14 protein-coding genes are annotated in these 15172 nt (G+C 50.5%); 13 read left to right on the top strand and 1 reads right to left on the bottom strand.

Translation table 11 applies throughout. The features are described 5' to 3' along the window. Positions 1-16: 16 nt before the first annotated feature. The 12 genes from Q0323_RS01620 (at position 17) to Q0323_RS01565 (ending at position 12888) form a co-directional block, all read left to right on the top strand. On the top strand, positions 17-412 hold the full coding sequence (locus Q0323_RS01620) for a TonB C-terminal domain-containing protein (protein ID WP_298050839.1): 396 nt from the start codon (positions 17-19) through the stop codon (positions 410-412). Between the two features lie 15 nt (positions 413-427). Next, positions 428-1675, top strand: a complete 1248-nt coding sequence (gene tolB, locus Q0323_RS01615; protein WP_298050837.1) for a Tol-Pal system protein TolB — start codon at positions 428-430, stop codon at positions 1673-1675. 55 nt (positions 1676-1730) lie between these two features. Next, entirely contained in the window at positions 1731-2204 is a 474-nt protein-coding gene (locus tag Q0323_RS01610) for an OmpA family protein (RefSeq protein WP_177389412.1), read from the top strand. A gap of 1 nt (position 2205) precedes the next feature. After that, positions 2206-3024: a tetratricopeptide repeat protein gene (locus Q0323_RS01605; RefSeq protein ID WP_298050836.1), complete on the top strand. Its 819-nt coding sequence runs from the start codon at positions 2206-2208 to the stop codon at positions 3022-3024. A gap of 50 nt (positions 3025-3074) precedes the next feature. Beyond that, positions 3075-3725, top strand: a complete 651-nt coding sequence (locus tag Q0323_RS01600; RefSeq protein ID WP_298050833.1) for a peptidylprolyl isomerase — start codon at positions 3075-3077, stop codon at positions 3723-3725. A 9-nt stretch (positions 3726-3734) separates the two neighbouring features. Further along, positions 3735-4679, top strand: a complete 945-nt coding sequence (fabD, locus tag Q0323_RS01595) for an ACP S-malonyltransferase (protein WP_298050831.1) — start codon at positions 3735-3737, stop codon at positions 4677-4679. Continuing rightward, complete coding sequence (locus Q0323_RS01590) at positions 4676-5374, top strand: 5'-methylthioadenosine/adenosylhomocysteine nucleosidase (protein ID WP_298050828.1); 699 nt, start codon at positions 4676-4678, stop codon at positions 5372-5374. Before fabD ends, Q0323_RS01590 begins: the two co-directional genes overlap by 4 nt. Then, on the top strand, positions 5371-6120 hold the full coding sequence (locus tag Q0323_RS01585; protein ID WP_298050826.1) for an ATP-binding protein: 750 nt from the start codon (positions 5371-5373) through the stop codon (positions 6118-6120). The genes Q0323_RS01590 and Q0323_RS01585 overlap by 4 nt, the downstream gene beginning before the upstream one ends. Before the next feature lie 1113 nt (positions 6121-7233). After that, positions 7234-8700, top strand: coding sequence for an aldehyde dehydrogenase family protein (locus tag Q0323_RS01580; RefSeq protein ID WP_298050823.1), 1467 nt, complete (start codon positions 7234-7236; stop codon positions 8698-8700). A gap of 137 nt (positions 8701-8837) precedes the next feature. After that, entirely contained in the window at positions 8838-9053 is a 216-nt protein-coding gene (locus Q0323_RS01575; protein ID WP_298050821.1) for an EexN family lipoprotein, read from the top strand. 615 nt (positions 9054-9668) lie between these two features. Next, positions 9669-11033, top strand: coding sequence for a hypothetical protein (locus Q0323_RS01570; protein ID WP_298050819.1), 1365 nt, complete (start codon positions 9669-9671; stop codon positions 11031-11033). A gap of 661 nt (positions 11034-11694) precedes the next feature. Beyond that, the gene (locus Q0323_RS01565; protein ID WP_298050816.1) at positions 11695-12888 is read left to right on the top strand and encodes a thiamine-phosphate kinase; all 1194 of its coding nucleotides are present in this window, start codon (positions 11695-11697) and stop codon (positions 12886-12888) included. A 239-nt stretch (positions 12889-13127) separates the two neighbouring features. Here the strand turns inward: Q0323_RS01565 and Q0323_RS01560 are convergent, their stop codons facing one another. Beyond that, a complete protein-coding gene (locus Q0323_RS01560; RefSeq protein WP_298050814.1) occupies positions 13128-14234 on the bottom strand; it encodes a PQQ-binding-like beta-propeller repeat protein in 1107 nt (368 codons plus the stop codon). Between the two features lie 250 nt (positions 14235-14484). Here Q0323_RS01560 and Q0323_RS01555 point away from each other — a divergent pair, with 250 nt between their 5' ends. Then, positions 14485-14922, top strand: a complete 438-nt coding sequence (locus tag Q0323_RS01555) for a DUF417 family protein (RefSeq protein ID WP_298050812.1) — start codon at positions 14485-14487, stop codon at positions 14920-14922. Positions 14923-15172: the final 250 nt, after the last annotated feature.

Genomic DNA, 15172 nt, shown 5'->3' with positions numbered 1-15172 from the left:
TTTTGTAAGGAAAAGAGTGAAGAGACTTTTTTGTATTTTTGCGTTTGGCTGTATGCTTTTTGCGGCGGATTCGGAGCAGAATTTTACTTATGAAAGAAATTCCGTTTCGCAAAAATCTGGTAAAATTCAAATTTCAAAGGAGCTAGATGCTTATTTTTCGCAGATGGCGTCTAAATTGCAAGCTCTATGGACAGAGTATCAAGCAGGTATTTCCGATGAGGCTAGAGTCCGCATAGAATTTAGCAGCAATGGACGAGTTTTAAATTATCAAATTTTAGAGCTTGGGCGTAGCACAGAATTTAACCAAAAGCTAAGGAAATTTTTAGATGAGCTTCCTAAGCGAAGCTTTCCAAAAGCACCGGATAATAAATCTCATACATTTGAAATGGTATTATCCGACGTAGCAAATTAAATTTAAGGAGAAAAGATGAAGAAACTACTTTTGATTCTTGTATTTTGTAGTAGCGTTTTCGCGGCAGATGCGACTATGTCTATCGTAAACGAAGGGGTAAATCTACCTAAAATCGTCGTTCAAGATGCATCAAACCTTGCAAATTCAGAATTTGGCAACAAATTCTTTAAACTTATGGTGGGCGATCTCAAGGTCGGCGCGACTTTTGAAGTCAGCGACGAGTATCTACAAAGCAGCTATGAAGCGGGCGCTTCCGATAATCTAGGCTCTAGCGGTGCCGCTTTGATCGTGCGCTACGCGGTAAGTGATAAAAGCTCGCCGATGAGCCTAAAAGCCAAAGTGCTCGAAGCGAACAGTGGCAGGGTGATGTACGAGAAGAGCTTTACGCTTTCAAATGCCGAGAAATATCCGTTTTTAGCACATATGGCGGTATCTGAGATAGTCAAGCAGCTAGGGTATTCAAACGTCGATTGGATGAAGGAGATGATTTTGCTCTCTCGCTACACTTCGACGCGTGAGAGCGAGATTATGGTAGCTGACTATACGCTTACCTACCAGCAGGTGGTGCTTCGCGGCGGATTAAATATCTTCCCTAAATGGGCGAGCGCCGCACAGAACGAATTTTATTACACCTACTACGTCAATAAAAATACCCCTGCTATCTATAAATTTAATCTATCCAATGGCAGCAAAAGTAAAATTTTTACCGGTCACGGCATGACAATAGCTTCAGATGTAAGCGCCGACGGCAGAAAGCTACTTATTACGAACGCGCCTAAAGATCAACCCGATATTTATTTATATGATATAGCTTCGGGCAGCGCTAAGCAAATTACCGATTACGCTGGCATTGATGTAAATGGAAATTTTATCGACGGCGATTCGCGCGTGGCTTTTGTTAGCGATCGTCTGGGTTATCCAAACGTATTCGCCACTAGCATAAATGGCGGCAACGTTCAGCAGCTCGTCTATCACGGCAAAAATAACAACTCCATCAGCACAAATGGCAATTACGTTACTTACTCTAGTCGCGACGGCGGGGGCGGATTTAATATATATTTAATCTCTACTCAAACCGATATGATTCGCCAGTTAACGGCTAGTGGCAAAAATATGTTTCCTAGATTTTCTAGCGATGGTGGCAGCATTATGTTTATCAGGCAAGACGGCAGCGGAAGCTCGGTAGGTATTATCAGAGTTAACGAGAATAAAAGTTTCCAATTTCCGTTAAGAGTGGGTAAAATTCAATCGGTTGATTGGTAAAATATTAAAAAATCTCGTGATATAATGACTTCAATTTTTTTTGAAAGGATAGAAAATGAAACATTTAGTTTTATCTTCGATAGCAGTTGCTGCTCTATTATTGAGCGGTTGTTCTAAAAAGACCCCAGAGGCCGATACTACAAGCACAAGTGATGCAGATAGACTAGCTGCTTTGGCATCTCAGATCCAAAGTGAAGTTGGCACTGTTTATTTCGACTTTGATAAATTTAATATTAGAGCCGATCAGCAAGGCACAATCAATAATAACGCAGCTCTATTCAACCAAGCAGGCGCAGAGTCTCTAACCGTCAAAGTTGAGGGTAACTGCGATGAGTGGGGTTCTGATGAGTACAACTATGCTCTTGGTCTAAAGAGAGCTACTGCAGCTAAAGACGCATTAGTTGCTCAAGGCGTAAATGAGAGCAGAATTTCCGTAGTAAGCTACGGTGAGAGCAATATGGCTTGCACAGAGCATTCTAAAGAGTGCGACGCTCAAAACAGACGCGACGAATTCAAAGTTGGATTCTAATTTGAAATTTAAAAATTTCACGGTGGCGGCTCTTTTGGGAGCTGCCACTTTTTTAAATGCAGAAACTTCCGCATTTGATGCTGGCAATATTGATTCAGGCAGCTCTTACGGGTTAACTGAAAACGAACAAGTATTGCGCGATAATCGCAAGCGTATAAGCGAGATGCAAACTAGTGTAGATAATACACGCGAGAGTGTCGAAGGTTTGCGAAGCGTCCTTGAAGGAACAAATTCTAAAATTTCGAACTTGGAAAACAGGGTGGCGGATCTAGAAATTCGTACTACGGGCAAGAGCCAAGGTAACAGCGAGCTAGATCAGATGAAACGAGACATCGCTACTATAAAAGCCCAAATTGCTGAAATTAATAAAAAATTAGGTAGCGGCAGCAGCGTAAAAAAAAACGCTGAATTAGACGCAGGCACTGCTTCAGTCCCTGCTAGTACAAAATCAGATTCCGATTTTAAATCAAAAGATCAAGCTTCAGTATTAAAAGAGGCTGACACTTTATACGCCAAAAAAGACTATTCGGGCGCAAAAGAGCGCTACAATTATTTAGTATCTAAAAATTACAAGCCCGCTAAGGCAAACTATATGCTGGGCGAAATTTCATATTTTTCCGGCTTATACGCAGAAGCGATAAACTATTACAAAAAGAGTATTTCACACAACGAGAGCCAAGACTACACCCCAAAGCTCCTCTATCACACCGCGATCAGCTTCGATAAGATCGGCGATAAAGACAGCGCAAATAAATTCTACAAAGCGCTAAAGGCTTCATACCCAGATTCCAAAGAAGCTAAAGCTGCGCCCACTAGATAACCTAAATTTAAATACAAACTCAAGAATAAAATTTTAAACAGGAGAAAGCTATGGCTAACAACCGAGTTATAAAGATGTATTATGAGCTAAAAGACGGCAAAACCGGCGAAATTTTAGAGTCAAATTTAAACTCCGACCCGATCGCCTTTCTTAGTGGCAAAGATCAAATCATCCAAAAGCTGGAAGATGAAATTTTAAATCTACAAGCGGGCGAGAGCAAAACTGTTCGCATAAGCCCGAGCGACGGGGTCGGCGAGTATAAGCAGGACGCCGTGCAGATCCTACCTAAAGAGCAGTTTGCGGGTATCGATCTGGCGGTAGGCATGGAGCTTTTCGGTCAGGCGGAGGACGGCGCGACTACCCGCGTGAGCGTCAAAGCTATCGGCGAGCAGGACGTTACTATCGACTTTAACCACCCATATGCGGGCAAGGAACTGGAATTTAATATAAAAATCGTCGAGAACCGCGAAGCGACGGCGGACGAAATTCTTACCGGACAGCCGGAGGGCGCGCACAGCTGCGGCTGCGGACACGACCATCATCACGAGGGGCACGAGTGTTGCGGCAGGCACGGGCACGATCACGCGGGAGATCATGAATGCTGCGGAGGCCATGGGCATGCAGACGGTCATGAATGCTGCGGAGGTCACGATCACGGGAAAGATCACGAGTGCTGCGGCGGACACCATCACGAGCATTAGGACTTTTTTATGAAATTTGCTTTTATCTTCCCGGGGCAGGGCTGCCAAAGCGTAGGCATGGGCAGGGAGTTTTATGAGAACTCCGCCTCTGCGTGCGCGCTTTTGGATGAGGCTTCAGACTTTACCGACATTGATTTTAAAAATTTACTGTTTGAGCCTAGCGATAAGCTCGACGTTTCGGAATTTACGCAACCCGCGATTGCATTAAATTCTATGATGGCGCTTGCGGCGCTGCAAGAAAGAGCGGATCAAGAAAAGCTTAACATCGCTCCGCAGTTTTTACTCGGACATTCGCTGGGCGAGTTTAGCGCGCTAAGCGCTGCGGGAGGCATGGAGCCGAAGCAGATGCTAAAGCTAGTAAATATTCGCGGCAGGCTTATGCAGAGCGCCTGCGAGGGCAAAGGTGCCGGAATGATGGTGATCTTGGCTCTTGCCGACGAGGCGGTTGAAAAAATTTGCGCGGATGCGACGAGCGCAGGCAAGCAGGTTTGGGCGGCGAATTATAACTGCGACGGGCAGATCGTGGTCGCTGGCAAAAAAGATGATCTCGCAGCGCTTGAGGGCGAGTTTAAAGCCGCGGGTGCAAAGCGCGCAATGCTACTGAATATGAGCGTCGCGAGCCACTGCCCTATGCTACAAAGCGCCAGCGACGAGCTTTTGGAATTTTTACGCCCCGCGCTAAAAGAGAGCTTTGCCCCCGTCGTCGCTAATGCTACGGCGCGCGCATACACGACGAAATCCGAAGCGCTAGAGCTGCTGAAAGCCCAGCTTATCGGCCCCGTACTTTACAAGCAAAGCATCAAAAATTATGAGGGCGAGACGGACTGCTTCGTCGAGTTCGGCGCGGCGGTTTTAAAAGGGATAAACAAAAAGATCACGCAAAAGCCGACCTTCAGCATCACGGATCTTGCGAGCCTAGACGAGTTTGTAAAATTTGCAAAGGAGAATGGATGAAAGTTGCGATCTTAGGCGCCATGCCCGAAGAGATCGAGCCGCTGCTATCCGCGCTGCGCGAGCGGGGCGTGAGCGTGGAAGCTGTGGAGCACGCGAATAATAAATTCTACGCCGCTAAGCTTAACGGCCACGATCTTGTGATCGCATATTCGAAGATCGGCAAGGTAAATTCCGCCCTGACCGCTACGGTTATGATCGAGAAATTCGGCGCGCGCGCGCTCATTTTTACGGGCGTTGCGGGGGCTTTGAAGCGCGGCATTAAAATCGGCGAAATTTTATACGCTACCTCGCTCGTGCAGCACGATCTGGATATCACGGCGTTTGGGCATCCGCACGGATTCGTGCCGGGAAGTAAAATTTCGGTTCAAACCGATGCGAAGCTAAATTCCATCGCGCAAAGCGTCGCCGAGCAGCTAGGCATCACGCTAAAATCGGGCATCATCGCTAGCGGCGATCAGTTCGTAAGCGGCGAGGAGCGCAAGAGCTGGATCGAGCGGACGTTTGATGCGAGCGCGGTCGAGATGGAGGGAGCGAGCGTAGCGCAGGTATGCGACGCGCTGGGCGTGCCGTTTTGCGTGCTGCGCGCAATAAGCGACGAGGCGGGACACAAAGCCGAGTTCGATTTTGACGAGTTTATGGTAAAAAGCGCGCAAACGAGCGCAAATTTCGTCCTAAAAATGATCGAAAGGTTATGATAAACCTCTCCAAAAAACTACTGCGCCGCGTCGGACAAACCAACGCCAAATACAAGATGTTCGAGTGCGGCGATAAAATTTTACTAGCTCTTAGTGGCGGTAAGGACAGCATGAGTTTGGCGCACGTGCTGAAGCACTTCCAAAGCGTAAGCCCGTTAGATTGGGAGTTTCGAGCTGCCACCGTCACCTACGGTATCGGCGAGGATCTGCGCGAGATAAGCGCCCATTTTAAAGAGCACGAGATCCCCTACGAGATAATCGATACTAAAATTTTTGAATTCGGAAAGAAAAAAATCCGCGCGAACACCACGTTTTGCAGTTTTTGCTCGCGTATGAGGCGCGGATACATTTACTCCTACGCGCTTGAGCACGGCTTTAATAAGATCGCCATCGCCCACCACCTCGACGACGCTGCGGAGAGCTTTTTTATGAATTTTACCTTCAACGGCGCGCTTCGAACTCTCGCTCCGCGCTATGTCGCCGAAAACGGGCTTGTGATCATCCGCCCGTTCATTCTCACGCGCGAGCGTCAAATCGCAGCCTGCGCCAGAGATAACGAGCTTCCGATTATGCGCGAGGAGGAGGTCTGTCCCGCGAGGCAATACGGCGGCAAGGAACCCACCGCTCGCGCCGCTACGAAGGAGCTTTTGGCGCAGTACGAAAAGGCCCATCCGAGGTTTTTTATCAGCCTGCAAGCCGCCTTCGCCAACATCCACGAAGATACCTTTTTCGAGCCTAAATTTTAAAATTTTAGCGGTTTGATCTCTCGGCTAAAAAAGTCTGAACACGGCTTTTGCGGGGACGGAGATTTCGTATACCCGGTTCGATTTTTTGGCTTGAATAAGCCTGATACACGCAGAGCGGTTGTCCTCCCCTGCGCTCAAACGGGTCGCGAGCCGTAGCGCGAGCAGTTGGATCACTGTGTCTAAATTGCGGTGCGGGCGATTGCGCTCCTGAGTATGAGTTGTGCACGAGCCGCGGTGAATAGCTATCTTCCCTACGTCCGATTGCGCTAGAGTGGTTGCACTTCTGCGTCCGAAGCTGTGCACACGAGCCGCGCGAACAGTTACCCCCCCCCCCCCCCATTCCGAGTTGCGCGCCGGAGCGGTTGTGCCCTCTGTGATCGAGAAGCTACGAGCGAAAGCGGGTATGCGCCGCCTGTATCTGCTTCTGCGAAACGCTTGCGGCTGCTTTCGGCGCCGCACTTTCGTCTTGCTCGGATGTCGCCCGTACCAAGCGGAGCCTTACAAGCAAGCGTTATGGGCTTGCAAAGCTTGCGCGAAAGATAGTTTTAGAAATTTTATCTCAAAAATATTTTAGAAATTTTACTCCACAAAATTTTAAAATTTTATGGGCAGGCTATAGTTTGAAGCACAATCGCAGATCCGATCGCCGTACGTCGTAATTTAAACCGCTCGCCCGCTCCGCCAAAGATAGTTTTAGAAATTTATTCCGCAAAATGTTTCTAAAATTTTACCTTACAAAATTTCAAAATTTTAACGAAGCCGAATTCAAAATTCCGACGGAGCCAAATTTTAAAATTTTAACGCAACCGAATTTCAAAATTTAGCAAAGCCGAATTCTAAAATTTCACGCAGCCAAATTCCCGCTCTCGTTTCATAAACGTTACCTTTTGAAATTTCATCGCTCGCGACGACTTAAATTTCACGCCGCTTCTAAACTGCTCAAAAGCCCACGTATCGCGCGCGCAGATCAAATTTTAAAATTTCGCGCACGCCGCGCTACTTCTCAAATTTACACACCACAAAATTTTAACCGATTTTCGCTCCGAAATTTATGCCGCATTAATCGCCGCGGATATATAATATTAAATGTCATATTTCACGTAAGGAGTAAGCATGGCTACAATCCAACCAAGCTATAAGCTTTTCATCGACGGCGAGTTCGTCGATGCCGAAGGTGGCGCGAGTCTAGACGTTTTTAATCCCGCTACTGGCGAGAAAATTTCAAAGATCGCAGATGCTAGCAAGGCGGACGTCGATAGAGCGGTCGCCGCGGCGCGCAAGGCGTTTGAGAGCTTCCGTCGCACCAGCGTTTATGAGCGCAGCGCGCTGCTAAATAAGATCGCCGACGTCTTAGAGCAAAACGCCGAGTTTATCGCGACCGTAGAGACTATCGACAACGGCAAGCCGATCCGCGAGACGCGCGCGGTCGACGTAGCGTGGTCGATCGAGCATTTCCGCTATTTTGCGGGCGTGATCTTGGGCGAGGAGGGCAGCGCCAATATGTTAAAAGAGCGCTATCTATCCGTCGTTTTACGCGAGCCGATCGGCGTAGTAGGACAGATCGTGCCGTGGAATTTCCCGTTTTTGATGGGCGCGTGGAAGCTCGCTCCGTTACTTGCCGCGGGCGATACGTGCGTATTTAAGCCAAGCTCCGAAACCAGCCTTAGCATTTTGGAGTTCATCCGCCTAATCGCGCCGCTGCTTCCAAAGGGCGTCATCAACGTCGTAACCGGCAAGGGAAGCAAGGCAGGCGAGTTCGTCCGTACTCACAAAGGGCTCGATAAGCTTGCATTCACTGGCTCGACCGAGGTCGGCAGAGGCATCGCGCTAGCCGCAGCGCAAAAGATCATCCCTGCTACGCTTGAGCTTGGCGGCAAGAGCGCAAATATCATCTTTGACGATTGCGACTTCGACGTTGCGATCGACGGCGTGCAGCTGGGAATTCTTTTCAACCAAGGCCAGGTCTGCTGCGCGGGAAGTAGGATCTTCGTGCAGGAGGGCATCTACGATAAATTCGTACCGGCGCTCGTGGAGAAATTTAAGCGCATCAAGGTGGGCGATCCGCTCGATCCGAACACTCAGATGGGATGCCAGATCAACAAAAAGCAAGCCGATAAAATTTTAGAGTATGTAAAAATCGGCGTAGAAGAGGGCGCTAAGATCGCCGTGGGCGGCAAGCGACATAGCGCGGGAGAGGCTTTCGTAGAGCCTACGCTACTCGTGGACGTACGCAACGACATGCGAGTCGCGCAAGAGGAGATCTTCGGTCCTGTGGGCGTCGTGATTAAATTTAAAGATCAAGACGAGCTCGTCCGCATGGCGAACGACAGCCTCTACGGACTAGGCGGCGCCGTATTTACGCGCGACATCGCAAAAGCGCTCACGGTCGCACGCCTGCTTGAGACGGGTCGCGTGTGGGTCAATACCTACAACCAGATCCACGCCGGCGCGCCGTTTGGCGGCTACAAAGAATCGGGCATCGGTCGCGAGACGCACAAGATGATCCTGGATCACTACACCCAGACCAAAAACATCTACATCGACACGATCTCTAAACCGAGCGGCTTTTACGAGCAGTAAGGCTTAACGCGGTACTTCGGGCTACGTTTCGGGCGGTTTGCGCCGCCCGAGAATTTATTCTGCTTTAAAAGACAATATAAAAAACGAAAATTAAGTTTAATAAATATACAATTAGGCACCATTTAAAAGGAGAAAAAATGAGACGAATTTTTTTGTTGAGCCTTATGGCTATCGTAGGTTTGGGTCTTGCCGGATGCGGAGAGGATGAACCGAGAACAATTTCTTATTTTAAGGAAAATCCGCAAATAGCTAAAGAACGTATTGCTGAATGCAAAAAAATGGAACGCAGAAGCGAAAAGGTTGACAAAGATTGCAGAAACGCTTCTTTGGGCTTTGAGCAAAGTAAAAACTAAAATGATCAAATTTCTGAAAGTAGTAGCGCAAATGCGCTAATAATGGTCTTTCTGAAGCGGAATTTAAAGAGAGAAAGGGAGCGGAAGTCTTAACGGCGAGCGTTAAGTAGCTTCAATTTTTTCTAATTCTTCGGAATTTTTCCAAATTTCATTGCAGCTTTTGCAGCCGCGTGCGTTCAAACGTCCGATATGACTTTTGTCGCGGGCGGCTTGATAAAAGACCTTACTTGACCTGCTACGCTTACGCAGCGTTTAAATTTAATATCGTTGCGGCTACGCTAAATTTTAAAATTTCAAACTCGCCGTTTAAAGAGCTGTCATCTGTGCGAGTGAGCGTAGGCGGGCGCATGCAAGAGATAGCCTTGGGTGCTGTTTTATCGCGGCCCCCGTTCGCATCAAGTCATACCGAGCCGCGCTAAGCCTCAAAACTCACGCGATTTCTAATTTTGCTATCGAGCCGTACGCAAGCCCGCGCCCAAACTTGCGTGGCTTACTAATGTCGCTCGGCAGAATTTTAAAATTTCATCTAGGCTCGATCCGCTCTACGCAGGCTCCGCTGCCGCGGAATTTAAACTTTGTTTTGCTATAATCGGGCTAAAATTCCAAAGGTCGCCTATGAAAATTTTACCTTACGTCGCGCTCGGCTTGTTTTTTGCGGCCTGCGCGCAGGTCCCGCCGCCTGCCGAAAACACCCATGCCGCAAACGGTGCCTCCGCTGGGGACGTCGCAAATTATACCGGTGCAGGAAATGCCGTCAAAAATCCCGCCCCGTCCGAGATTTCCGCTCCAAAAAACACAGCCTCCGCGAATGTCGCCACTAAAAATTCCACCGCGTCTTCTATGCGCGAAATTTGGGGATTGCTAGAAAATGCCGATCGAGCGCTGCTTGCCAAAGAGATCTCTCGCGCCGAAGAGCTTGCCGTGCGGGCACAGGAGCTTAGCGAGCTAAAGCACATCGAAGTAGGGCGGATTTTTAGCAGATTTGTCCGCGCGCGCATCGCGCTGCAGCGCGGCGATACCGACGCCGCGATCTCGCTAGCGACGGACGCGAGCTCCATGCAAAGCGGGGTGGCGGAGATATATGCCGATGCCGTAAATTACGAGAGCGCTTATACATTCGGGCGCATCTACGAGGCTCGCGGCGATCGTAAGGGCGCTGTGCGCGAGTATGGGCGGGCGCTGTTTGTTTGGACTATGTTTTTACAGAGCGATCCCGTGCGTGCGGAGGAGATTTTCGCCCGACTGCAAACGCTCACACCCGATCCCTACGAGGCCGAAGGCAGAGCTAGCGGCGCGTGCGAGTATCTGCGCGCTAAGGCTGGCTCCGCTTTGAATGAGCCGGCGCCCGAGCCCAAGCGTCGTGCACTGCGAGATTTGGCCGAATGGGAGGCGCACTGCTTGCATCTGCGCCCGTTTATAGAGGACGGATCGGACGAGCGCGCGCGTAGGGCTTCGCTCGCGCGGGATTACGCGCAGCTGTATGCGGGGCTGGGCGAGTGTGCCGCCGCGCTAGAGCATCTGCTTGCCGCAGCGGAGCTTTCGGATGCGACGGAGCCCGATACGGGCGGGCTTTATCTACAGATCGCGCGACAATTTTTGGCTATTTACAAAGAGGCGGGCGCGAGTAAAATTTCTGCGAGCTATGCGCAGAAAAATCTAGCCGCGGCGCAGGATTACGCGAACAGATCGGTAAAGCTCTACGAGAGCATGCGCGGCACCGCCTACGAGCACTCGGGCTACGACGGACACGAAATTTTAGGCGAGATCGCGATGATACGCGGCGATCCGTCTGCGGCGCTGAGACATTTCGCGGCGATGAGAGACGATGCGGCGGCGCTTTTTGCATATCAGCAGCTGCCGGCTTACAAGCAGGCTCTGGCTCACGCGCTAGAGCTGCTCGCGCAGTGCTACGATGCGCTAAAAGATAGCAAGAACAAAGCGGCGGTTCTGCGTGAGCTTAGGAAGCTAAAGAAGGGCTAGCGGGTTGCTAGGCGACGGCGTTTCGCAAAATTTTGCCGATGCGCTGCGATGAAATTCGGCTTGGGGCGTTGCGCGGTTTGAGCGCTTAGGGCGTGGCAAAATTTTATGTCGTTTGAGGGCGGTGCGGGCCTGCGGCAGATTAAGACCGCATGACGGAGCTCGCGCTTTTGAAGCCCTATTTTGAAAGCGAAATTTATACCCGCGCCGTAGATTCGAAGCGGTATCCGTGCCTGCGCGGCGATTTGTCTTCGCATCGCATCGTCTTTGTATCGCGGCCACTAAAAGTCGCAATTTCGCCAGTATATGAAGCTTTGCGAGCGCTTTTGAGTGCGCTATGAACGCGGTTCGGTGTCGCGCGCGAGTTATAGCTGGCTTTGGGGACTACTTGTGCGTCAGTCGGGCGCCGTTTTATCGCAGACCTCGTCCGTATCAAGCCGCGTTAAAGCCCCAAAGCTCACGCGATTTCTAATTTTGCTATCGAGCCGCACCGAACCGCAGCCAAACTCGCGCGGCGAAAATCTAAATTTACGCTATAATCTTGCAAAGCGGAGCGTAGAACTCCTGCTGCGCGTGCGCGACGAAATTTAAACAAAGGCCCGCAAATTCGGGCTTCTTAGCTTTCGCGTGGCTGCGGCGTAACGCTAAATTTAACGGAGGGCGCATGGATAAAGAGCGGTATATTTTTGAGAAATTTAGATCGAAGTTTAGCGGCGATGATTGCGCCGTAATTGGCGAACGGGCGTATTGCAAGGACCTTTTTGTCGAGGGCGTGCACTTTCGCCGCGGCTGGCTGAGCCTGCGCGAGATCGGCGCAAAGGCGATGCTCGTAAACATCTCGGACATGATCGCGACGAACGCGCGCGCCAAATACGCCCTGCTGGGGCTCGCGCTGCCGCGCGAGATCGGCACGCGCGAGATCGACGAGCTGTGCGCGGGCGTGAGCGAAACGGCGCGCGAGTGGGGTATACGGATCATCGGCGGCGACACGATCGGCTCGGATCGCATCGCGCTTAGCGTGAGCCTGATCGGCAAGTGCAAGCGCCCCGTGTTTCGTAGCGGCGCGCGCGTGGGCGATCTCATCGCGCATACGGGCGAGCTAGGTAGCGTCGGGCGCGATCTGGCGGTGCTTTTAAGAGATGAAATTTCGCTTGCTAGCTCGCAGACGCAAAACCGAAACGATAAAATTTCGTCGGCGCAAGGCTCAAGCGATGAGGTACGAAGCTCGGGCGATAAAATTTCACCTGCGTGCGCCGAGCTACAGAGCCTGGATGCCGAAATTTCTGTGCAGAATTCTACTGCGGAAAATTCTACGAGGAATTTCATGACGCAAAATTTGGGCGCGGGAAATTCTGCAGCGCAAGAGAGTCAGTCTGCGAGCCGCGCGCCGCAAAATTTCGCAGCGAATTCTACGGCGCAAAGCCTCGCATGCGAAAATTCCGTGTCTCAAAGCCCCGCATACGAAGGCTCCGTGTTTGATCTGCGTGAGGATCTGCGCGCGCAAATTTCAAAGAATTCGCGCTTCGTCAGACCCGTCTTGCGCGATAAGTTTTTTTACAAGGCGGCGAAGCTCATCAGCGCGGCGATGGATATTAGCGACGGGCTCGCGCAGGATCTGCCCCGACTGCTCGAGGCTAGCGGCGTGGGTGCGCGCTGGATCGCCCGCCCTAGCGAGGCTGCGCTGCAAAGCGGCGAGGAGTACGAGATTTTGTTCAGCTTCGCGCCGAAGTTTTTGCCTAAAATCTACGCAATTGCCGCTAAGGCGGGCGTCGCGATCAATATTATCGCCGAGGTTTGCCCGCGCACGCCGCAAAGCTCGATGGAATTTCGCGGCAGCTCACACCACTTCGAGTCTTGAAATTTGCCGCGATCGCTTTAAATTTTAAGGCACGGGGTTTGGATTTCAGTTCGAAACGACGCGCCGGGTGAATAAATTTTACTTAGCGAGCGGGTCTGTGGCGATTTAAAATCGGACGCTTTTGGGTCATGACCGCGCCCCGCCGAACTAGGTAAATTCCATATCCAAAGCGTTCGACGCTTCAAGCCTTGCGTTTAAATTTAATCTACAACTATAAGCCGAATTTTAATCTGTCCAATTTAAATATCCGCGCAAACCGCATACATCGCGGCTCCGTCGTTTGCCACGGCGTAGAGGCGACCACCGCTTACGAGCATGATCTGATCCGAGCCGAATTGAAACTCGCCGAATTCCACTTCTTTTAAGATCGAGCCGTCCTCGGCACTGATCAAAACAGGCTTGCCGCGGCGATCTGCGAGTAAAATTTTATCCTCGCACCACGCGAAACGCTCGGTGCCGCCGGTGTCAAGCTTAAAGATCACTTCGCCGCTTGTCGCGTCTACGGCGTATAGGTGCCCGCCCTTGCCTGCGGTGCCGAAATACAGCGTCTCGCGACCATACCGCTTGTCTTGCTCGCTAAAATGCGACGTCGCTCCGCCGCGCAGGCAAACGGGCGTATATAGATACGCGCCTAGCTTCAGCCGCCAAAGCGTTTTACCTTTTGCGGCCGCTTTTTTGCGGGTCGGCTTGCCGCCATTTGAAATTTTATCTTTCGCCTCGCTGGTTTCATCGCGCGGATCGTTTTTGCTCGCTTTACAAACAGCTGCTGCGCCGCTATTTTCGGAGAAATTTTTTAAATTCTCGCCCGCCGCGCCGCTAGAATTTAGCGTGCTACCTAAATCAGCCGCCGCGCCGTTTAAATTTGACCCGCCTTGCGAGGCTCTGCACTCCATCATAAAGGGTGAACTCATCCGCACGGCAAAGCCGTCAAATTCGTAGGTTCGCACGTCGTTGTAGATCTGCTTCACGGGCGCAGGAGCGTCGCCAAGCTCGCTCATTTCGCCGTCTTGTATTTTGATGAGCTTTGCGGGCGAATCGACGAAGCCCTCGTAGTATCTCGTATTTAGCACGAAGTGGCCGTCCTGCAGGTAACAAAGCGCAGAGGCGGCAGAGAAAATTTCGCGCTGCTCGTAGGCAAGCACAGATCTTTTATGTTCGCTAAAATCGCGTGAAAATGTATCTAGTAGCACGTAGCCGGGCGTTAACTTCGAGAGGGTGTTTTGTTCGCTAGGGGCCGCGAAAGCAAAATGGACGAAAGCAATCCGCTCGCCCATCTCGTAAATGCCCGTCACACCGTGTCCGCGAAACTCCACGCCCTGCATCGCAAGAGGATATGATTTTAGCATTTGCAGCTCCTTAAAATTTGAAGCGATTATAGCTTAAATTTGGGCGCGAATTTTAAAATTTTGTATGCACGTTGAAATTTTACGGCGTGCACGTTAAATCATACGATGCACACGCTAAAATTTTACGGCGCGCGGCATGGAATTTCAAATTTTGCGGAGCCGCGGAATTTGGAATTTGAAATTTCGCCCCTTCACGTAGCCTACACGCAAGCCCGCTATCATACCGCTACAAAATTTACAAAGGAGCCGTATGAGGGAGATCTTAAAAAAATTTGTCACAGGCGACGCGGATATTATATTCGCCAGACTTTCCGTTATCATCGTGCTTGCCGTGATGGGCAACTACAAGTGGTTTGAGTTCGAGGTGGAGGCTTTAAAGCCGCTTTTTTCGCAGACGTGGCTTTCGTTTTTGCCGTCAGCGCTCGGGGACGCTGGCGCGAGCTATTTTTTGGGCGTGGTGGAGACCGTGGGTTATCTCTCGCTCATCGCGGGCTTTTTCAAGCCGAAGGCGGGCATCGTGGGCGATCTCATCGTGATCGTCATGGCGCTGACTACACTCAGCCTACTGCCGCAGCTAGGTAAGATCGACGGCTTTATCTTTAAAGACCTTTTCTTGCTAGGCCTTGGCTTGGTACTGCTAAAATACGACCTGACGCGCCTTTGCCGCGGAGAAAAAAGCTGCGATTGAGCCGTCAAAACATACTGGCGTCGGTTCCGACGCAACACTAAATGATCGCGCACGGCGAGTTTGAGGCGTTTAATTTGAAGCCTGCTTTGCTAGCCGGTTGGCGCTTGAGCCTGCTTGCTCGCATAGCGACGTTTAAAATACGACCGCGCTAAAATTTTATGACGCGCGGTTGAAATTTATCGAGCTGCGGTAATTAAATTTTGCCAACGCACAAACTCAAAATTATAAAATTTAAATTGACCTATCAGAT

The organism is uncultured Campylobacter sp. (assembly GCF_938030145.1).
Lineage (GTDB): Bacteria > Campylobacterota > Campylobacteria > Campylobacterales > Campylobacteraceae > Campylobacter_B.
Note: the sequence above shows the minus strand (reverse complement) of the source record. Positions and strands in the feature narration are given on the sequence as shown.

Bases quoted from the DNA above. Each gene is read 5' to 3' on its own strand.
- tolB (WP_298050837.1), top strand. From the start codon at position 428: ATGAAGAAACTACTTTTGATTCTTGTATTTTGTAGTAGCGTTTTCGCG.
- Q0323_RS01610 (WP_177389412.1), top strand. From the start codon at position 1,731: ATGAAACATTTAGTTTTATCTTCGATAGCAGTTGCTGCTCTATTATTG.
- Q0323_RS01600 (WP_298050833.1), top strand. From the start codon at position 3,075: ATGGCTAACAACCGAGTTATAAAGATGTATTATGAGCTAAAAGACGGC.
- fabD (WP_298050831.1), top strand. From the start codon at position 3,735: ATGAAATTTGCTTTTATCTTCCCGGGGCAGGGCTGCCAAAGCGTAGGC.
- Q0323_RS01590 (WP_298050828.1), top strand. From the start codon at position 4,676: ATGAAAGTTGCGATCTTAGGCGCCATGCCCGAAGAGATCGAGCCGCTG.
- Q0323_RS01585 (WP_298050826.1), top strand. From the start codon at position 5,371: ATGATAAACCTCTCCAAAAAACTACTGCGCCGCGTCGGACAAACCAAC.
- Q0323_RS01580 (WP_298050823.1), top strand. From the start codon at position 7,234: ATGGCTACAATCCAACCAAGCTATAAGCTTTTCATCGACGGCGAGTTC.
- Q0323_RS01575 (WP_298050821.1), top strand. From the start codon at position 8,838: ATGAGACGAATTTTTTTGTTGAGCCTTATGGCTATCGTAGGTTTGGGT.
- Q0323_RS01570 (WP_298050819.1), top strand. From the start codon at position 9,669: ATGAAAATTTTACCTTACGTCGCGCTCGGCTTGTTTTTTGCGGCCTGC.
- Q0323_RS01565 (WP_298050816.1), top strand. From the start codon at position 11,695: ATGGATAAAGAGCGGTATATTTTTGAGAAATTTAGATCGAAGTTTAGC.
- Q0323_RS01560 (WP_298050814.1), bottom strand. From the start codon at position 14,234: ATGCTAAAATCATATCCTCTTGCGATGCAGGGCGTGGAGTTTCGCGGA.
- Q0323_RS01555 (WP_298050812.1), top strand. From the start codon at position 14,485: ATGAGGGAGATCTTAAAAAAATTTGTCACAGGCGACGCGGATATTATA.